Annotated in this window: 20 protein-coding genes; 15 read left to right on the top strand and 5 right to left on the bottom strand. The window is 48.8% G+C overall.

What is annotated here, in order from left to right; translation table 11 throughout:
- Positions 1-36 precede the first annotated feature (36 nt).
- Together FO446_RS20210 and FO446_RS20205 are read right to left on the bottom strand one after the other, a co-directional pair.
- The gene (locus FO446_RS20210) at positions 37-1,338 is read right to left on the bottom strand and encodes a BaiN/RdsA family NAD(P)/FAD-dependent oxidoreductase (protein WP_221868165.1); all 1,302 of its coding nucleotides are present in this window, start codon (positions 1,336-1,338) and stop codon (positions 37-39) included.
- A 78-nt stretch (positions 1,339-1,416) separates the two neighbouring features.
- Positions 1,417-2,256, bottom strand: a complete 840-nt coding sequence (locus tag FO446_RS20205; protein WP_232773849.1) for a GNAT family N-acetyltransferase — start codon at positions 2,254-2,256, stop codon at positions 1,417-1,419.
- A 153-nt stretch (positions 2,257-2,409) separates the two neighbouring features.
- On the opposite strand from FO446_RS20205, the gene FO446_RS20200 reads away from it, so the two are divergent.
- Positions 2,410-3,489 carry a M42 family metallopeptidase gene (locus tag FO446_RS20200; RefSeq protein ID WP_221868167.1) on the top strand — a complete coding sequence of 360 codons (1,080 nt, stop codon included), beginning with the start codon at positions 2,410-2,412 and terminating at the stop codon, positions 3,487-3,489.
- A gap of 42 nt (positions 3,490-3,531) precedes the next feature.
- Complete coding sequence (locus tag FO446_RS20195) at positions 3,532-4,047, top strand: hypothetical protein (protein ID WP_173612371.1); 516 nt, start codon at positions 3,532-3,534, stop codon at positions 4,045-4,047.
- Between the two features lie 71 nt (positions 4,048-4,118).
- Here the strand turns inward: FO446_RS20195 and FO446_RS20190 are convergent, their stop codons facing one another.
- Genes FO446_RS20190 through FO446_RS20180 form a run of 3 tightly spaced genes read right to left on the bottom strand, consistent with a single transcriptional unit; the run spans position 4,119 to position 5,668 of the window.
- Positions 4,119-4,256, bottom strand: a complete 138-nt coding sequence (locus FO446_RS20190) for a hypothetical protein (protein ID WP_167402441.1) — start codon at positions 4,254-4,256, stop codon at positions 4,119-4,121.
- A 15-nt stretch (positions 4,257-4,271) separates the two neighbouring features.
- Positions 4,272-4,424, bottom strand: coding sequence for a hypothetical protein (locus FO446_RS20185; RefSeq protein ID WP_221868168.1), 153 nt, complete (start codon positions 4,422-4,424; stop codon positions 4,272-4,274).
- Entirely contained in the window at positions 4,421-5,668 is a 1,248-nt protein-coding gene (locus tag FO446_RS20180) for an MFS transporter (protein WP_237898924.1), read from the bottom strand. Before FO446_RS20180 ends, FO446_RS20185 begins: the two co-directional genes overlap by 4 nt.
- A 325-nt stretch (positions 5,669-5,993) precedes the next feature.
- Here FO446_RS20180 and FO446_RS20175 point away from each other — a divergent pair, with 325 nt between their 5' ends.
- From FO446_RS20175 to menC, 13 genes are all read left to right on the top strand, one after another.
- The gene (locus FO446_RS20175) at positions 5,994-6,221 is read left to right on the top strand and encodes a hypothetical protein (RefSeq protein ID WP_173612368.1); all 228 of its coding nucleotides are present in this window, start codon (positions 5,994-5,996) and stop codon (positions 6,219-6,221) included.
- Positions 6,222-6,353: 132 nt separating this feature from the next.
- Entirely contained in the window at positions 6,354-6,665 is a 312-nt protein-coding gene (locus FO446_RS20170; protein WP_007720892.1) for a YtrH family sporulation protein, read from the top strand.
- A complete protein-coding gene (locus FO446_RS20165; RefSeq protein WP_007720889.1) occupies positions 6,662-7,207 on the top strand; it encodes a sporulation membrane protein YtrI in 546 nt (181 codons plus the stop codon). Before FO446_RS20170 ends, FO446_RS20165 begins: the two co-directional genes overlap by 4 nt.
- Before the next feature lie 56 nt (positions 7,208-7,263).
- On the top strand, positions 7,264-8,040 hold the full coding sequence (locus FO446_RS20160) for a sporulation protein (RefSeq protein WP_173612367.1): 777 nt from the start codon (positions 7,264-7,266) through the stop codon (positions 8,038-8,040).
- A 215-nt stretch (positions 8,041-8,255) separates the two neighbouring features.
- Positions 8,256-9,032 (top strand): GTP-sensing pleiotropic transcriptional regulator CodY, encoded by a 777-nt coding sequence (codY, locus tag FO446_RS20155; RefSeq protein WP_016742124.1) that lies wholly within the window; start codon positions 8,256-8,258, stop codon positions 9,030-9,032.
- A gap of 203 nt (positions 9,033-9,235) precedes the next feature.
- Entirely contained in the window at positions 9,236-10,729 is a 1,494-nt protein-coding gene (locus FO446_RS20150; RefSeq protein ID WP_232773852.1) for a M81 family metallopeptidase, read from the top strand.
- Positions 10,730-11,608 carry a MurR/RpiR family transcriptional regulator gene (locus FO446_RS20145; protein ID WP_173612365.1) on the top strand — a complete coding sequence of 293 codons (879 nt, stop codon included), beginning with the start codon at positions 10,730-10,732 and terminating at the stop codon, positions 11,606-11,608.
- Positions 11,609-11,633: 25 nt separating this feature from the next.
- Positions 11,634-13,232, top strand: coding sequence for an ABC transporter substrate-binding protein (locus tag FO446_RS20140; RefSeq protein ID WP_173612364.1), 1,599 nt, complete (start codon positions 11,634-11,636; stop codon positions 13,230-13,232).
- A gap of 17 nt (positions 13,233-13,249) precedes the next feature.
- On the top strand, positions 13,250-14,170 hold the full coding sequence (locus FO446_RS20135; protein WP_173612363.1) for an ABC transporter permease: 921 nt from the start codon (positions 13,250-13,252) through the stop codon (positions 14,168-14,170).
- Positions 14,171-14,185: 15 nt separating this feature from the next.
- Complete coding sequence (locus FO446_RS20130; protein ID WP_173612362.1) at positions 14,186-15,040, top strand: ABC transporter permease; 855 nt, start codon at positions 14,186-14,188, stop codon at positions 15,038-15,040.
- A 23-nt stretch (positions 15,041-15,063) separates the two neighbouring features.
- Entirely contained in the window at positions 15,064-16,053 is a 990-nt protein-coding gene (locus FO446_RS20125) for an ABC transporter ATP-binding protein (protein ID WP_088908700.1), read from the top strand.
- Positions 16,050-17,057 (top strand): ABC transporter ATP-binding protein, encoded by a 1,008-nt coding sequence (locus tag FO446_RS20120; protein ID WP_237898923.1) that lies wholly within the window; start codon positions 16,050-16,052, stop codon positions 17,055-17,057. Before FO446_RS20125 ends, FO446_RS20120 begins: the two co-directional genes overlap by 4 nt.
- Complete coding sequence (menC, locus tag FO446_RS20115) at positions 17,038-18,150, top strand: o-succinylbenzoate synthase (protein WP_173612360.1); 1,113 nt, start codon at positions 17,038-17,040, stop codon at positions 18,148-18,150. The genes FO446_RS20120 and menC overlap by 20 nt, the downstream gene beginning before the upstream one ends.
- The last annotated feature ends 5 nt before the right edge of the window (positions 18,151-18,155 follow it).

Genomic DNA, 18,155 nt, shown 5'->3' with positions numbered 1-18,155 from the left:
AGAACCTGATTCATAGTTTCCCCAATCCTTCATAACCTAAACGTCATTCTCGTAAAAAAATTCAAATGCTTCCTGCGCACTATGCGTACCTGCAGAATGGCCAGACGAAAAGGCGATGGTGATGTTGTAGCCGCCGGTATGGGCGTGGACGTCCATGACCTCTCCAGCAAAATATAACCCATCCATGAGTTTGGATCTCATCGTACGTGGATCGATCTCTTTTACACTCACACCGCCACCTGTAATGAACGCTTCCTCGAGAGAGAGCGTCCCCGTAATGGTAAGTGGAAAAGCTTTGATCAAGCTCGTGAACTTGCTCCACTCCTGTTTCTTCATATGGCTGTAGGTCGTTTCATCCGAAATTCCTGCCATGGCAAGCAAGAGTGGGATAATCCGTTCAGGCAGGAAGCCTTTGATTGCATTTTTTACTGCCTTTTTTGGCTGTTCCTCGATCAGTTGCCAGCTTTCCGACATGATTTCCTCGGCTGTTTTGTCAGGCATGAGATCGATCGTCAGAGATAGAGGAACCGCTCCGTATTTTCGTTGCGACACAGAGACATAATGTCCCATGCGCAGAGAGGCGGGGCCTGATATTCCGAAATGAGTGAAGATCATGTCGCCTTCCTGTGTATTTATCTTTTTCCCATTGGGCGCGTACAACGTCATCGTGATGTCACGCAGCGACAGACCCTGGATCGATTTATCGCGAATAAAAGAGTCATTGGCTGTAAGCGGTACTTCAGTAGGATACAGTTCTGTGATTGTATGCCCGGCTGTTTTCGCCCAAGCATAGCCATCGCCTGTAGATCCTGTCTGTGGTACAGAACAACCCCCAACGGCAATAATCACACAAGGCGCGGTAATTTTTTCACCAGACTGGAGCATGATGCCACCGACTCTGCCTTCCGAATAGAGAACTTCTTTTACAGGGGCATTTAAATGAATACTGGCACCTCTTTGCTTCAACAAATCAATCAACGCTTGGGCGACTGTAACGGCTTTATCTGTGACCGGAAACATGCGACCGCGATCCTCTTCTTTTAACGAGACCCCCAACTCCTCAAAAAACTGGATAATCTCTCGGTTGCCGAATTGGGTGAGAGCACTGTACATGAAGCGGCCATTACCCGGCATTTGTTTGATCAATTCATCTTGTTCCTTCGCATTGGTTACATTGCAACGACCGCCGCCAGATATGATGAGCTTGCGTCCGAGCTTTGAGCCTTTTTCCACGAGACAAACTCTTGCTCCTTGGCCAGAAGCAGCAATAGCAGACATCAGCCCAGAGGGGCCGCCGCCGATGATGATAACGTCATACTTGTATTGTGATGGATTCATTTCATTCTCGTCCTTTGTTGTGTAGGGTTGGGCAACCACCATTTTACCACAACCTGCGCACCCGGCGCGCAATTCTAGCTAGGATAGAGAGGATGAGACACCTAAAATATCAGTCAACGGCTGCTTTTCTAAGACGTAACGAACGATGGATTCATCTCGGATGATATTCGTAACGACATAACCTTTGGCAAAATAGACCGTAAACAATTCGCGGGTCATCTCTCGCCACATGGAAGCGACGGTCATATCAGCTCGTTTAACATCCTGGAAGAAGGCAGGGACAGGCAGCAGCACGATAGGCTCTTCGCGTGACAAGTCGATTTCGACAGGATATGGAATACCATTCTTGATTTCCAGACGCAACAGGTCTGGCGCCTGTTCTAAAGAGGGAATAAGGTTCTTTCCTGCCTGACGGGATTCCACACGATCGCTTCCGATCATCCATTCCACGAGGAAACGGTCTGTCGGCAGTCCGCGATTAAAGTCGTCATCGAGCTCTCCGTAGCAGTTTGGCAAATAGGTTCGAACAATTCCGCCGAGCTTGGCGATGTTCAGAACACCGTTTACCGTCTCAAGCGGGTCGTACGTCCATGTAATTTTGGAATAGCCTGCTGCTGCCGCTTCTTCCTTTTGCAGCCATTTCATTTGTACACCTAGCCCTTGCTTGCGATACTCTGGCAAAAAGCCGAGCATGTGCGAACAAAGATGGGGTTCTCCGTTGGTAAAGCCCGGGAAGCTGTACAAGAAGCCGATCATTTCCTCGCCATCGAATGCCCCTAAAAACAGACCGCCAAACTTTTGCATCGTGAGTGTCATATGGTGAGGAATAGCACTAGAAGGGTCCCATATTTTTCCTTCCATTCCTTCTAATTGCTCAATTTCACTGAATTCGGTCAACTTTCGCAATGTGATTGCCATCTGCTTTTTCCCCCTCAAAACGATTCGTGTTTTTTCTTCATTCGGGACAAGATCTTGCATTCCTGCTTGGAGGTAGTTGCGTCTGAATTCTCTCTCGCGGATAATAGAGAAGGTTAACTGGCATGAAACTAGGGTCGAGGAGGATTTTTGGCGATGGAAAATAAATTTCAAGCTGAACTGTGGAACCGTTTGACGCAGGCACCAGGAGCGCCTGGCTTCGAAGGTCCGGTACGCGAGATTATGCGAGAATACATAAGCAGCTATACGAGTGAACTCATGTACGACAATCTGGGCAGTATTTTTGGCGTTATGCGTGGTGACGAGAACGGTCCCAAAATTATGGTAGCGGGTCACATGGACGAAGTCGGCTTCATGGTGACCCGAATTTCAGATAAAGGATTTATTTCATTTCAGACGCTGGGAGGCTGGTGGGGGCAGGTCCTGCTCGCACAACGTGTACATATTATTACGGACAATGGGCCAGTCGAAGGCGTAATCAGCTCGATCCCGCCGCATGTCTTGAGCGACGATCAGCGTAATCGTCCGATGGATGTACGCAACATGTACATTGATATCGGCGTGGATTCACGAGAGGAAGCCGAACTGGCAGGAATACGGGCTGGCCAGCAAATCGTACCGGTTTGCCCGTTGCAGGTCATGGCCAATCCGCGCCGTATCATGGCTAAAGCATGGGATAATCGCTATGGTTGCAGTTTGGCAGTGGAGCTCGCAAAAGAGCTGCATGAAAACCCAAATCATCCGAATGTCGTCTACGTCGGGGCTACTGTACAGGAAGAATTGGCTGGGCAGCGCGGTGCGAAAACTGCCGCTGCGTCCATTGATCCGGATTTGTTCCTGGCATTGGATGCGAGTCCAGCCACAGACATACCAGGGGTAAAAGATGATGGCGGCAAGCTCGGCGGTGGACTGTTGATGCGCATCTACGATCCGATGTACGTCATGCCGGTAGGATTGCGTGAGCTTCTTATCTCCACGTGCGAAGAAGAGAACATTCCATACCAGATTTATGTAGCAAAAGGCGGGACGGATGCAGGTGTCGTTCAGTACCATGGCAAGGGAGTGCCGTCTGCCGTTATTGGAATTCCGTCCCGTTACATTCACAGCCATGCATCGATCATTGATCGTGAGGATTACGAGGCAGCCAAGCGTCTCTTGTTCAGTGTCATTCGCAAGCTGGATCGTGCGACGTGGGAATCTATTTTGCCTAGATAAATTGGTACGGAGAATATCGTTGAGTGAGTAGAAAGCGGAGGAATGCTTTTGAACGCGATCATATTGTATACACGGCGTCAGGGCGAAGCTACGTCCTTTGAATTTAATGTGTTTGACAACCAATTTGCTACGGAGAATCTGGCAGTGCGCAAGGTGTTGATGGCAATGCTTGCAGCCGTTTCCAACAAATTGACCGATCTGGAAGTGGAATACAACGACAGCCTACTGGTGGAAAAGGTCGGGGCGAAGCGTGCCGGTGAACTGCTTCGTTTTCTTGGGGCAACAAAAGAGAACATGCGGGAAAATCAGAGCAATGGTGTAGTTGTCAGCCGGATCTTTCATGCGCCTTTTACACAGGAGCACTATGAATACTTCTACAACCTGACGGACATCGCACAGCTGTCACACTATCGCTTGAAGGAGGGCAAAGAAGATCGAATCGTGTTTTACTTCACACGCTATCTCCAACTCATTACGCCCGATGAAAAGTCCCGCCAAGCATTTTTGGACAGATTAGAAGAATTTTCTTTGCCGTACAAGCTCGTACCGATTGCGTAAAGGAAACGAAAAAAGTCATTTTGCCCTTGAATGAAGGCGCAAAATGACTTTTTTCATTGGTTGCCGAAGGGTTAGGTGGAAGGACGATTTGGCCCCTCCAGTTTTTTGTCTCCATAGCCCGGCGCATCGTTTTGAACGTTTTTGGGCTGGCGATTGCGTTCGTCTGGTCGATTTTGCTGTACAGAGGAATCCTTGTTTTGCTTGGTCATGTAACTACCCCTTTCTTAGAGCCATGGCTGCCAAGGCGAATTTGTTTTTTGGCGAATGCGGGAGGATACATGGTCCTCCAGTTGGATGAATAGGGAGGTGAGCGGCACTCGCCGAAGCACTTCCATCTGCTTTTCGAGTTGAGGCTGTGCGTTTTCCTCTACGTTCATGTGGCCCCTTCCTTTCTGGGAGTTTTTGAGGGGGAGTCAAGTACAGCATTTTTGTGGCGAGGAATGGCGTATAGGGCAAACAGACCAAGAATAGCCGCCAAAAACAGTGTAATCACTCCATAGCCAATCCACGGATTGATGCTGCCGACCCCCCCTAGCTTTTCAACCATCGCTCCACCCAATCCCGTCCCAAGAGCTGTCCCAAGACCAGAGACGAAATTGGAAAAGCCAAAGTACGCCCCCAGCCATTCTTCTTTTGCGAAATGGGTGACGAGACTGTCCAGCATCGGCATAAACAGCATCTCGCCCAAAATGAAAAGAATCGCAGCCCCGCACAGTGTGAGGAAGTGGTTTGCCCATCCCATGAGTGTTAGCCCTGCACCTAACAAGATCGTTCCCATTGTGACGGACAAGTACGGATTGATGCGCTGTAGTACAAAACGTGAGATCAACCCTTGAAAGACGACGACACTGAGCGAGTTGATCGTCCAAATGAGACCAATCATCGTAGCGGAATGCAGGACATGTTCTCCCCGCAGCGGCAGGATCATGGCGAATTGAGCGTAAAGCGACCAGATCAAGAGCGAGATCACGGAAAAAAGCAGAAAGCTGCGATGGGTCAAGATGTGACGATACTCCTTGATCGGCGTTTGCTTGCAATCTGTTCCGACACAGCGATCATCGGGAAGGATGGAGCGAGAAAAGACAGCAAGTGCTCCGTACACAAAGGCAGCCACGAGAAATGGCTGTTTCCCACCCGCAGTCATCCATGTAATGATCAAGCCTGCGACAATAATCCCGCTGTGAGCGAGTATCCCTCTCCACGAGAAGGCAGCAGTTCTTTGGCTCTCATCCACTTCATCTGCGATCATGGCTTTAATGGTAGGAGCGAGCAGGCCAAGACCCAAGCCGTTGACAGCGGAAAATAACAAGAAGAAACCATAGGAATGGCTGAAGTGATAGCCTGCCATGGCACATCCTTGAAGGAATGCCCCTAAGGCTAGGATAGAGCGTTTGCCCCAGCGATCTGACATCAAGCCGCCTGCCAAGCTTCCGATTTGGTATGTGATGCTTCCCGCTGCCAAAATGATGCCGACTTGGGAGAGTGAAAGAACCCGTACCTTTTGCAAAAAGACTGGGAAGACGGGAATGACCAGGTAAGAGGCCATGTGCATGAAAAAGACGACTAGCAGTAACAACAAGTAAGACTTGTTGCGTAACAGAGATCCAGTAGAGGCTATCATGTTCGTCTCCTCTTTGCTTCAGTCCTCTCTAGTATGAGTGGAAAAGGATTGTCCCTATGCGTCGTTTTTCACAACAAAGTAGGCCAGCACACAAAATTAATATGAAGGCAGGCAAGCGTCCAATCCAACAAGCGTGGAACGACATATACCTATAGGGAAAGGTACCATGGGCGTATGGAATGGTGCGAGGAGCGCGGCAGGATGAAGGGGGGATTTGACGTGAGAGGATTTGGTTTCTTCAACGAGGAAGGTTTCGAAGTAATCATCTGGATCATCGTGATCGTTTTTCTCCTCGTTATATTTTTTGACGAAGGGATAGATTAAGATGAGTGGATATCGTCGACCGGTTCGGCAATTGAATCACTATTACAAAACAAACGACGCTTTCAAGAAATGGATTCGTGCCAATGAGCAATGGTTCAAGCAAAATCCAGAGGTTTTTAACCAGATGCTGCGCAATCCGAAAATGGTTAACCTGTTTACGGATCTCATGATCATGAACTCGCCTAGCATTGAAAAGAAATTGAAGAAATGGAGAAGGAACCAACGCTGATTGATCCGGCATGCTGCCCAATATAGCATGCCGCTTTTTATTTGGAACGCTGTCAAGTCCTGTTATAAAACCGGGACGACGAGCGTAGGGATAAGCATATGCTGCTTGTTCGAAGAAAGGATGAAGCACATCATGGCACAAGTCATTTTGACGTTTTTTGTGGCTTATGGCATTGTGGTCGGCGGCGCTCTTTCAGGTGGGGTGGGCGCATTTCTCACGGAAAAGCCTCCTCTGTTATCGATGGCCCAATTGGCTGACCAGCTCAAAATATGGGGATTGGTTGGGGCATTGGGCGGAACATTTGATTCGTTTTTGCAGATCGAAAAAATACTGATGGGAAATTTGACTCCGGTCTTTAAACAGCTTGTTATGATCGTCGTTGCATTCTTGGGTGCCCATATCGGAACGATTTGCGTGCATTGGCTGGTACAGGTGCGCTCATGAAGGTAATTCTTTGGAAACGTTACCTCGCTCTTTTGCTCATGGGGTGCGTGTTGGGCGGAACCGTGATTTTATTTACATACGGACGCGAGATGGAGCAGATGATGCTGATCAAAAAAAGCTTGGAACTGCAAAACAAAAAACTGTACGAGGAAAATCTGGAGCTGAAGCAAAATCAGCGGGTTTATCGCAAAAAGCAAGAGACCGTTATCGAAGACGTACGCGCCTCTGTTCTCACTGCCGATCAGAAGCAGCCGCTTCATGCCACCATTGTGGTTCAAGTAGTCGATCGCGTGGAAAAGGATCTCGCTTCGTTAAAAGGGAAGAAGGTTGAACAGGTTGCAGAGGTCCATCAGGTCTTGCATGAAATGCTGCGACGCCGCGAATATATTTTGTCAGATCGAACGACCGTGGAGGTACGAATCAAAACGGTTGTGATTAGTAGAACGCTGCATGTGTTCGTGACAGCGGACGTTATACCCGATGATGTTTGGCAAAAGATTGCGCGAAACTTTCTATTTCTTCCGCCGTATATTTCTATATAGAATATCTGATAGCCGGATCATATAGGTCTGGGTCGGTATAAAGGAGAGGCGAACGCATGTCCATGTTCAAAAAATTGTTGGCTAGTGTAGGTATTGGCTCTGCCCAAGTAGATGCACGTCTTGAGCAGGATTCACTCATTCCCGGCGATATGGTCAGAGGTGAAGTCCATATCAAGGGAGGAGATGTGGCCCAGGAAATCGACGAAATCTACATGTATGTCGTTACACACTATGAAAGAGAAATCAACGATAACAAGACGAAGGAAGAATGCACACTTGTCAAATATCGTTTGTCTGAGCGGGTACAATTGAAACCGAAAGAAGAAACCGTTCTGCCATTCGCTTTTCAATTGCCTTATGAGACGCCATTGACAATGGGGCGTCAACCCGTTTACTTGCGGACAGGTCTCGATATTAAAAATGCGATTGACCCAGGGGATTCCGATTTCATCGAGGTTCGCCCACATCCGTTAATGACCAAAGTGTTGGATGCTGTTCAACAGATCGGATTCCAGCTGTATAAGGTAGACTGCGAATACAATCGCCACCTTGGTCGCAACCATCCGTTTGTACAGGAATTTGAATTCCGTCCAACAGGGCCATATCGCAGCCAATTGGAGGAGCTCGAAGTAGTCTTCTTCCTTCGTGATGGCGAATTGGAAGTTTTATTGGAACTGGACAAACGTGCGCGCGGCTTTATGGGAGCATTTGAAGAAGCGTTTAATCTCGATGAACGCTATATTCGTTTCCGCTTAACGAATGCAGACGTGAACAAACATACGCATGTCATTGCCGAAGCGATTGAAGCGCTCATTAAGCAGCAGCTTCGCTAGAGTGTGATTCAAAAAAGGCCTGACGGAGTGAAAATAACCACTCTGCCAGCCTTTTTTCTTTTTGGAGGTTTTACCATCGCCAACGCCTACGATAGTCGAGGCTTCTACCTCCATTCCTGTACACAATTCTCTTTCTACTTTTTCGATTTGCATGTATAGGGCTGGATTTTTCTGACAATACTGTGAGCATGAAGAATCCAGAGGAGGATATTATTATGAATTTGTTAGAAAAAACGAGAAAAATTAATGTGATGCTTCAAAAAACAATGGGTGGTAGCGGAGTAGGTTTCCAAGATCTCGCAAGGCTTTTATCTGAAGTGATTTCTGCAAATGTTTACATCATTACCGCAGATGGCTCGATCCTGGGAAGTGGAATGAATCAGGAGATCTCCCTGCAAGAAGAGGGGCGTTCATCCACGCAACTGCAGGAAGGTGTACATCAGAAGCTGCTGGAAGTGTCACAAACCTTGGCCAACGAGCCGGTTACCAGCCCGTACAGCCTGGTTCCAAAAGAGTTGAATTCGATCTTCCCGCAAATGATGACGACGATTGTTCCTATCAATGCAGGGGGAAGCCGTCTTGGCACACTCGTCCTGCTGCGTGCTTACGGTCAGTTTGAAACAGAAGATCTGATTTTGGGCGAGATCGGTGCTACCGTAATCGGTATGAAAATCGTTCGTCAGCGCACAGAACAGATTGAAAATGAAGTCCGTGACAAAACATTTGCCAAAATCGCACTCTCTTCGTTGTCCTACAGCGAACAGATCGCGATTGAAAAAATTATGGAGCAATTGGATGCACGCGAAGGTTTGCTGGTAGCTAGTCAGCTTGCAGATCAAGCAGGTCTGACACGATCTGTCATCGTGAACGCTCTTCGCAAGTTGGCAAGCGCGGGTGTACTGGAATCCCGTTCGTTAGGAATGAAGGGTACCTATATCAAAGTGTTGAATGACAAATTCCCTTCTGAATTGGCGAAATGGAAAACCTCATAATTTGCACGAGCAACACAGAAGCTCTCCCTGAACGGGGAGGGCTTTTGTTTATGAATCAACGAGTATAGCAGAAACGATAAAACGTTCATAATTTAGCGATTGAATAAATGATTTTCTTACCTTTATAATGTCCACAAAGGTTTAAACTTCAAAAAATTCAAAAATTAAAGTTCATACTTCAAAAGCGGATGGAGGGTCTAAGAATGAAGGTGATAATTGGTGGGATTGCGCATGAAACGAATACGTTTTCCAATGTGCCCACGACGCTCGAGATGTTTCAAAGCTATGAGTGGGATTATCATGAAACGATTGTGAATCGCAATCGGGGCGTTCGCAACTTTCCTGGAGGGATGGTGGATCGCGCCGAAGAGCTGGGCATCGAGCTTTTGCCGACCTTTCTCACCTTTACGTATCCAGCGGGGACGATTGTGCGAGAAGCGTATGACCGGATTAAAAAGGAGCTTCTTGACACAATTGCTGCGACAGAAGGTGCAGATGCCATTTGTCTGGGGCTTCACGGAGCGGGGGTTGTAGAAGGAATAGATGATCTGGAGGGCGACATTCTGGCATCAGTGCGTCAGTTGGTCGGTTATGACATTCCCTTAATTGTTACGCTCGACCTCCATGCAAACATGACACAAAAAATGGTGGATGAGGCCGATGCGCTCCTGGGTGTTCACCTCTACCCGCATGTGGATTGCTATGAACGTGGTATTGAAGCAATCGACCTTGCGCATAAGATGGTTACAGAAGGTATCAAGCCGACCATGCATTTGACCCGACTGCCATTATTGATTCCTACATCGGCTACCCATCATTCCCCAGCACGTGAAATAAACGAAGCCTGCTGGGCGTGGGAAAAGGAAGAAGGCGTCATCGACTGTGCATTCTTCCACGGTTTTCCGTACACGGACATTCCTGAGTTGGGCGTCTCCGTTTTGAGCGTTACGAATAACGATCAGGAGCTCGCCAAAAAAGTGAGCGAGGATGTCGCCAGTCTGATTTGGGAAAAGCGGGATGAATTCGAGCTGAACATGCCCACGCCTGCCGAGGGAATTGCGATGGCACTGCAAACGGAAGGCATGCCCATCGTAATCAATGAGACCTCAGATAATCCTGGCGGAGGCACACCCGGAGACGGAACGCATTTGCTGCGGGCGATGCTGGAAGCCAAGCTGACGAATGCATGCTTTGGTTTTATTTACGATCCCGAAGTAGTCCAGATTGCCCATCAGGCAGGAGTAGGCGCTACCATACAACTATCACTGGGTGGAAAGACAGACTACTTGCATGGAGAACCGCTTGAAGTAACAGCCTACGTCAAAGCTTTGACAGATGGAAAATTCATTGCGACAACGCCGATGGGGCAAGGGGGCCATGAGAATTTTGGCAAGTCCGTTCGTTTGCAAATTGACGGGGTTGATGTACTGGTTTGCTCCGTGAAATCGCAAGTGCTGGATGAGCAAATTTTTCTGTTGCACGGAATTGATGTGACCAAATACAAGATCGTGGCCTTGAAATCAAGCACACACTTCCGGGCATCCTTCGAACCGATTAGCGCACGCGTTATTACCGTCGATTCGCCGGGATTGACGACGCTCAACTTCCGCTTCTTCAAATACGAGCGAGCCATTCGTCCGATTTATCCATTAGACCCAGCCACAGAGTGGAACCTACATCAATTGACAAGGAAGTAGATGATCATGGAATCCGTACAGGAGCGCATCCGCAAGCATTATCCGGAATTGACCAACCAACAAAAACTAGCAGCCAAATATATTCTCGCCGAGCCGAAGACCGTTGCACTGCAACCAGCCAAAGTTGTTGGGGCATTGAGCGGCACAAGCGAAACGACAATCATCCGACTATCCTATGCTCTCGCCTACTCCGGGTACAGCGAATTGCAAAATGAGATTCGCAGCTCCTTATTGGAAAAAGTCCCAAAAGCTGATGCCATCCACAGTTTTCGAACAGCGGCTGTTGAGATGAAGGGAAAACAAGACCTGATTTCTTATAACATGGAACAGGATGTTGCGTATATTCGGCAAACGTTAGGGGAATTGCAAAAGAACCATCTTTTGCAAGCGGTTTCAAGTATTATGGCAGCCAAACACATTCTCGTTGTAGGGTTTCGCAGCTCCTATGCTCCAGCCCATTGGCTCGCCTTTACATTGAATGTCGTCAGAGGAAACGCGCATCTGTACAATGGGCCAGTTGATGACGTCAACTATCTGTTGACCCAGATCAATCAGGAGTGGCTCGTGATCGCACTCTCCTTCCCCCGCTATACGAGTGAAACGATTCTGTTTGCAAAAGCAGCCAAAGAGAGAGGCGCCAAAATCATCGGGATTACAGACGATGAGCTATCTCCTATTGGGCCGGTAGCCGATCAAATTTTAAAAGTCAGCGCACCTGCTCCTACTGCTTTAAAAGGAATGACGGCGATCTTTTCCATGCTGAATATTTTGATCAGTGGTGTGGTTCAGGCTGATGGAGAACAGGTACAACAAAGACTGAAAGAATACGAAGAGACAAGTCGACAAATATACCCGTTTGCGGAAGGGACCGAAGTGTAACGGCAATTGATAAGGGGGACGGGAAATGAAAATTCACAAGTGGAAGCAAGGGGCCATGAGTGTATTTGTGGCAACGGCGTTGATTGCAGGCTGCTCCTCACAGCCGACCAATCAAACGGGGAATGACACGGCGGCCAAAGGGAACACATTAGTCATCGCTTCCTTGACGGACCCAGACTCGCTTGATATGCACAAAACGAGCTGGCTGAGTATGGAAAACAGTTTAATATACGAGCCTCTATTGACCCGTGATGCAACAGGCAAACTTCATCCGGGTTTGGCAGAGAAGTACGAAATCTCGCAGGACGGCAAGGTTTGGACATTCATCCTCCGCAAAGATGTCCGCTATCACTCTGGCGATCCAATGACGGCAGCATCCGTAAAAGATTCCTTTGACCGTTTGCTCGCCATTTCGCCTGTGAAGGGGCTTGCAGGTCCAATTGAAAAAGTGGAAGCAACAGACGAACATACGCTCAAGGTGCATTTTAGCCAACCGTTTGCTCCGTTTGTTAACGTCATTGTCGGTGGATTAGTCTCGCCTCTTGACGCCAAAAAGGCAAAAGAATTAGGGGATGGCTTCGCAGATAACCCATCTGCAACGGGACCGATCATTTTTGACAAACGCGAGCGGGGTGCTTCGCTCACCTACAAGAAAAATCCCGATTATAACTGGGGACCGGAGTACGCTGCCAACAAAGGTCCTCTGCAATTCGACAGCATGATGTTCCGGTTTATGAAAGACGACGATACACGCCTGATGGAATTCAAAAAGGGTACGGTCCATGTGTTGTATGATGCGCCGCCGAACTCGGTTGCGGAGCTGGAGACACTGCCCGGAGTCAAGATTGAGAAAGTGATGGACATTGGAAACAAATACATCGCATTGAATAATAAGCACCCGTTGTTTTCAGATGTCCGTCTGCGCAAAGCAGTAGCCCTCTCCGTAGATCGCGATCCACTTGTTCAGGTAGCGTTGAACGGCTTCGGCAAGCCGGTCTATGGTCCTTTGGCACCCACGATTTATGGCTACAGTGAAGCGATTGAAAGCAAGGCGAAGCAGTTATATACGAGAGATTTAGGCAAAGCCAGGCAGTTGCTAGCGGAAGCAGGCTGGACGGACAGTAATGGGGATGGCATCGTAGATAAGGACGGGAAACCGTTGTCTGTAGAAATGCTCGTCTCTCAAGAGCCAGCATTTCAGCGAGCGGTGCAGATTTTGCAGAGCCAGCTGAAAGAAGCGGGTATTGATATGAAAATCAGCGTGCAAGAAATGACAACCATCAAAGAGCGTATTTCGAAAAAGTCGTATGACATGGCTTTGATGTACTACGGCTGGTTTGATGCGGATATCTTGTACCTCATTTTTGAAAAGAGCAATTCAACAAGCCGTACTCATTACAACAACCCTGAGTTGGATGTTTTACTGAATAAAGGACGTTTGGAAATGAATGAGCAGTCGCGTCTCAAGATTTACGAAGAGGCACAGGAGATTTTGGTAAATGATTTGCCGTGGGTCCCTTTATGGGTAAGTGAGACGGTGATAGCCACACGCGGCGTCAAAGGCTTTACGGTCAATCCGTACACGCAAGGCATTACGTTGCATGATGTCACGCTCGAAAAATAGACAACGGAGGTGAAGGCATGCGCCGATATGTAATAAAAAGATTACTTTCCCTGGTGGGTACACTGCTTGGCGTATCCGTCCTGATCTTCTTGATGGTGCATCTCATTCCGGGCGATCCCGCAACACAAATACTCGGACAGTTTGCGACACCAGAGGCTATCAGTCAAATGAGAGCGAAGCTTGGTCTTGACCAACCACTGTGGCAGCAGTACTTGCGGTTTGTCGGAAACCTGTTCGCTGGCGATTTGGGAACATCGTTATTCACTGGTGAAAAGGTATGGGATCAGATTATGAACCGTTTCCCGATCACCATGCAGCTTGCCATTCTTAGTGTAATCATTGCCGCAATATTCGGTATCTTGTTGGGCACGATTGCTGCCGTCAAGCAAAACACCATCATCGATCGGCTTGTGGTGCTTGCCTCGTTACTCGGTATTTCGGCACCCGGCTTCTGGATTGCCTTGTTTCTCATCTGGATTTTTGCTTACAAACTGGCCTTGTTTCCGATTTCCGGCTATGAGGGGATTCACTCCCTGTTGCTGCCAGCGATCACGTTAGGTTTGGCGGAAGCGGGGATGATCGCCCGAATGACCCGCTCCAGCATGCTGGAAGTCATCAGGCAGGATTACATGCGGACAGCCGAGGCTAAAGGGGCCGCGCTTTTCCGAGTCATTTTGAGCCATGGTCTGCCGAATGCCATTATTCCTGTTGTCACGATGTTAGGCTTGCAGTTCGGTGCGCTCATGGCTGGAGCTGTGGTGGTGGAAACCGTGTTTTCTCTGCAAGGGATCGGCAGTCTGGCGATTGAGGCGATCAGTAAACGGGATATGCCGACCATACAGGGCATGGTGTTTTTCATGGCGTTGATTTTTGCCTTAACCAATTTGATCGTGGATCTGATTTACAGCCGGATTGATCCGCGAATCCATTTCGACTAAGGAAGGAGCGGATAGATGGTGAACAGTAATCGTCCGGAGTCGTATTGGGGAGGGATGGGCAAACGCCTGAGGCGCAATAAGACAGCAATGGCGGGTGTGGTTATCTTGATCGTCTTTACACTGGGATCGCTTCTTGCGCCAGTCATTGCCCCTCATCCTGTCGAACAAATGAACTTTAATAGCCGATTAAGCGCTCCGAATTTGACTCATCTTCTCGGAACGGATGATTTCGGCAGAGATATTTTTTCCCGTCTGTTGCACGGGGGGCGAATTTCCTTGCTGATGGGTTTGATAACAGTTGTGCTTTCTACCTTGATCGGAGTTACGCTCGGGATTATCGCTGGCTATTATCGTCGTGTGGATCTGTTTATCATGCAGGGCATGGATATTCTCATGTCACTTCCTGCACTGCTTCTGGCGATTGCTGTCATTGCGGTCTTGGGTCCAGGTTTAACGAATGCCATGATCGCGGTAGTCATTGCCGTTATTCCATCCTATGTGCGGGTCGTTCGCTCTGCGGTCTTATCCATAAGGGAAAAAGAGTATATTGAGGCTGTTCGCGCTCTGGGGATCAGGGACTGGCAGATTTTGCTGAAACATGTTTTACCTAATATTCTCTCCCCAATCATCGTGCTTTCCACCATTCAATTCGGTGTGAGTATTTTAGCAGCTGCGGCCTTGAGTTTTCTCGGACTGGGCGCGCAACCGCCGATGCCTGAGTGGGGAGCCATGGTTTTTGTCGGCAAGGCATTCTTGAGTCAGGCCTGGTGGATGTCCATTTTTCCTGGATTGGCCATCATGCTGGTTGTCCTTGGCTTCAATCTGTTAGGTGACGGATTACGGGATGCATTCGACCCGAAAACGAGGTAATGGATGAAGGGGGGCACGAGCTGATGAAAGAGGTACTTTTGGAAGTAAAGGATTTGCGCCTGCAGTTTAAGACGGACAAGGGCGAGCTGCCAGCGCTGCAAGGCATTTCCTTTCAACTGAAAAAAGGTGAGACGGTAGCGTTGGTAGGCGAGTCTGGCTGCGGTAAAAGCGTGACGTCCTTGGCGATTATGGGACTCTTGTCCCGGGCGAATGCACAGATGGAGGGAAGCATCCGATTTCGTGATATCTTATTGAACCAGTTGAGTACCGGTGAACTTCGCAACATTCGCGGAAAAGATATCGCGATGATATTTCAGGAGCCGATGACGTCGCTCAATCCGGTGCATACGATTGGCCGACAGCTAGAGGAAGTGTATCAGCTGCATACCGATTTATCGAAAAAAGAACGCCAAGCAAAAGCGATTGAGATGCTCAAAAAAGTGGGCGTGCCGAGGGCAGAAGACATCATGCGGGAATATCCCCATCAGCTATCAGGTGGGATGAAGCAGCGTGTCATGATTGCGATGGCGATGGCTTGCAACCCCGATTTATTGATCGCGGACGAGCCGACCACCGCGCTGGATGTGACCATTCAAGCGCAAATTTTGGAACTGATGAACGATTTGAAGGAAAACGATCATACCTCTCTGCTGCTCATTACGCATGACTTGGGTGTCGTGGCTGAAATGGCTGATCGTGTGCTTGTGATGTACTACGGGGAGATCGTAGAAGAAGCTGATGTTGCCAGTCTGTTTTCGCATCCGAAGCATCCGTATACGATTGGGCTTTTACGCTGCATCCCCGATCTGGATGAGGAGGAGAAGCTTCGCCTTGATCCGATTGAAGGCAGTGTCCCGCTGCTGGGTGAAGTGACACAAGGGTGTGCATTCCGCTTCCGCTGCTCGCAGGCCGAGGAGCGATGTTACCAAGAAAAACCGCCGCTGATGGCAACGGGCACAGGCACACAGGCCGTTCGATGCTGGCTGTACGAGAACAAGGAGATGGCGGTATGAGTGATATCTTGTTATCGGTAAACGATTTAAAGACGTATTTTCCCATTAGCAAAGGATTGTTTCGCAATAGCGACGAAGTGATCAAGGCAGTCGATGGGGTTTCTTTCCAGTTGCGAAAAGGAGAAACACTTGGGCTGGTAGGAGAGAGCGGCTGTGGCAAGTCAACGACTGGTCGCAGTATCATGCGACTCATTGAGCCGACGAGTGGAACGATTGAATTTGAAGGGCAAAACATTTCAGAGATGTCGGCTGCACGTTTTCGTCCACTCCGCAAACGAATGCAAATCGTGTTTCAGGACCCGTATGCGTCGTTAAATCCACGAATGACTGTACAAGGGGCTTTGGAGGAAGCGTTAGGCGTCAAAAATCCGCAGATGTCGGCGAAAGAAAGGCGCGATCAAGTAAGGGAACTGCTTCAAATGGTCGGGCTGAATGCTCAATACGCTACTCGCTTTCCTCATGAGTTTAGCGGTGGGCAGCGGCAGCGGATCGGGATCGCTCGCGCACTGGCAGTGGAACCTTCATTAATCGTAGCCGATGAGCCGGTCTCAGCACTTGACGTCTCCATTCAGGCGCAGATCGTGAATCTTTTGCAGGATTTGCAGCAACGTCTAGGTTTGAGCTATTTGTTTATTTCACACGATCTAGGTGTCGTTCGCCACATCAGTGACAGAATTGCGGTGATGTATCTCGGACGAATCGTCGAAATCGCCAGCAAAAAGGATTTGTTTACGCGCCCGTTACATCCGTACACAGAAGCGCTCATGTCAGCAGTTCCCAAAGCCAATCCGTTTCGGAAGAAGGAGCGAATCGTTCTTTCTGGGGATGTTCCCTCACCGGCGAATGTTCCCGTAGGGTGTGCGTTCCATACCAGGTGCTCATATGCTACGGAAATTTGCCGCACAGTGCGTCCTGTCGCTACATTAGCTTCGCCGCAACATTATGTCGCATGTCATTTATATGGAACAGAAGGGATGAAGTACATTGAAAATCGAACGAATTGAATTGCAGCAACTACACATGCCACTTCGTTTCCGTTTTGAAACGAGCTTTGGATATACGACCATCAAGGAGCTCATTTTGGTTAGCGTGTATGGAGAGGGAGAGGTAGGGCACGCGGAAAGTGTGGCGATGTCGGCCCCTTATTATAGTGAAGAAACGACAGAGACAGCATGGCACATGATGGAAAAGTTTATGATACCGAAGCTGTTCACGAATGAGATCGAGACCCCTGAGGATGTGGATCGGCTGTTTGCCCCGATTCGCCGCAATAACATGGCGAAGGCGGCTTTAGAAGGCGCAATCTGGGATCTCTACAGTAAACAAAAAGGAATCTCTCTCGCCAAAGCATTAGGAGGCGAGAAATCTGTCATCGACGTTGGGATCAGCATCGGTATCGAACCGACTGTCGAGCAAGTTTTGGCAAAAGTAGAGCGCCATCTCGGTGAGGGCTACAAGAAGATCAAGGTAAAGATCAAGCCGGGCTTTGACGTAGAGGTGGTTCGAGCAATCCGCGAACGCTTTGGCGAGGGTGTCCCGTTGATGGCAGATGCGAACTCCGCTTACACAATGGAGCATCTGGATGTGATGAAGGAGCTGGATCAATATGGGCTGATGATGATCGAACAGCCACTCGCTCATGACGATATTATTGATCATGCCAAGCTGCAAAGGGAGCTGTCCACACCAATCTGCCTCGATGAAAGTATTCACAATGTGGATGATGCCAGAAAAGCGATAGAGCTAGGCAGTTGCGGCATTATTAATATCAAGGTGGGGAGGGTCGGTGGACTGACAGAGTCCAAGCGCATTCACGACTTGTGCCAGGCACACGGTATTCCGGTTTGGTGCGGAGGCATGATTGAGTCGGGGGTTGGCCGCGCGCACAACATTGCGATTACTTCATTGCCGAATTTTACGATCCCAGGTGATACAGCCGCCTCCAGCCGTTACTGGGAGGAAGACATCGTCGAGAATGGTGTAGAGCTGATGGCTCCCGGTCAATTGGCAGTTCCAGATAGCCCGGGTATCGGTTATACCCTGAACCAAAAGGCGATCGGCAACTATGTGATTCGCACGGCAAACTTCCGGCCTTAAACCAA

The sequence above is a fragment of the Brevibacillus brevis genome (assembly GCF_022026395.1).
GTDB lineage: Bacteria > Bacillota > Bacilli > Brevibacillales > Brevibacillaceae > Brevibacillus.
The sequence above is the reverse complement of the archived record's forward strand: the minus strand, read 5'-3'. Positions and strand labels throughout refer to the sequence as shown.

Bases quoted from the DNA above. Each gene is read 5' to 3' on its own strand.
- FO446_RS20190 (WP_167402441.1), bottom strand. From the start codon at position 4,256: ATGACCAAGCAAAACAAGGATTCCTCTGTACAGCAAAATCGACCAGAC.
- FO446_RS20195 (WP_173612371.1), top strand. From the start codon at position 3,532: ATGCTTTTGAACGCGATCATATTGTATACACGGCGTCAGGGCGAAGCT.
- FO446_RS20150 (WP_232773852.1), top strand. From the start codon at position 9,236: ATGAAGGTGATAATTGGTGGGATTGCGCATGAAACGAATACGTTTTCC.
- FO446_RS20135 (WP_173612363.1), top strand. From the start codon at position 13,250: ATGCGCCGATATGTAATAAAAAGATTACTTTCCCTGGTGGGTACACTG.
- FO446_RS20160 (WP_173612367.1), top strand. From the start codon at position 7,264: ATGTCCATGTTCAAAAAATTGTTGGCTAGTGTAGGTATTGGCTCTGCC.
- FO446_RS20120 (WP_237898923.1), top strand. From the start codon at position 16,050: ATGAGTGATATCTTGTTATCGGTAAACGATTTAAAGACGTATTTTCCC.
- FO446_RS20180 (WP_237898924.1), bottom strand. From the start codon at position 5,668: ATGATAGCCTCTACTGGATCTCTGTTACGCAACAAGTCTTACTTGTTG.
- FO446_RS20200 (WP_221868167.1), top strand. From the start codon at position 2,410: ATGGAAAATAAATTTCAAGCTGAACTGTGGAACCGTTTGACGCAGGCA.
- FO446_RS20130 (WP_173612362.1), top strand. From the start codon at position 14,186: ATGGTGAACAGTAATCGTCCGGAGTCGTATTGGGGAGGGATGGGCAAA.
- FO446_RS20205 (WP_232773849.1), bottom strand. From the start codon at position 2,256: ATGGCAATCACATTGCGAAAGTTGACCGAATTCAGTGAAATTGAGCAA.
- FO446_RS20185 (WP_221868168.1), bottom strand. From the start codon at position 4,424: ATGAACGTAGAGGAAAACGCACAGCCTCAACTCGAAAAGCAGATGGAA.
- FO446_RS20210 (WP_221868165.1), bottom strand. From the start codon at position 1,338: ATGAATCCATCACAATACAAGTATGACGTTATCATCATCGGCGGCGGC.
- FO446_RS20170 (WP_007720892.1), top strand. From the start codon at position 6,354: ATGGCACAAGTCATTTTGACGTTTTTTGTGGCTTATGGCATTGTGGTC.
- FO446_RS20140 (WP_173612364.1), top strand. From the start codon at position 11,634: ATGAAAATTCACAAGTGGAAGCAAGGGGCCATGAGTGTATTTGTGGCA.
- codY (WP_016742124.1), top strand. From the start codon at position 8,256: ATGAATTTGTTAGAAAAAACGAGAAAAATTAATGTGATGCTTCAAAAA.
- FO446_RS20145 (WP_173612365.1), top strand. From the start codon at position 10,730: ATGATCATGGAATCCGTACAGGAGCGCATCCGCAAGCATTATCCGGAA.
- FO446_RS20165 (WP_007720889.1), top strand. From the start codon at position 6,662: ATGAAGGTAATTCTTTGGAAACGTTACCTCGCTCTTTTGCTCATGGGG.
- FO446_RS20175 (WP_173612368.1), top strand. From the start codon at position 5,994: ATGAGTGGATATCGTCGACCGGTTCGGCAATTGAATCACTATTACAAA.
- FO446_RS20125 (WP_088908700.1), top strand. From the start codon at position 15,064: ATGAAAGAGGTACTTTTGGAAGTAAAGGATTTGCGCCTGCAGTTTAAG.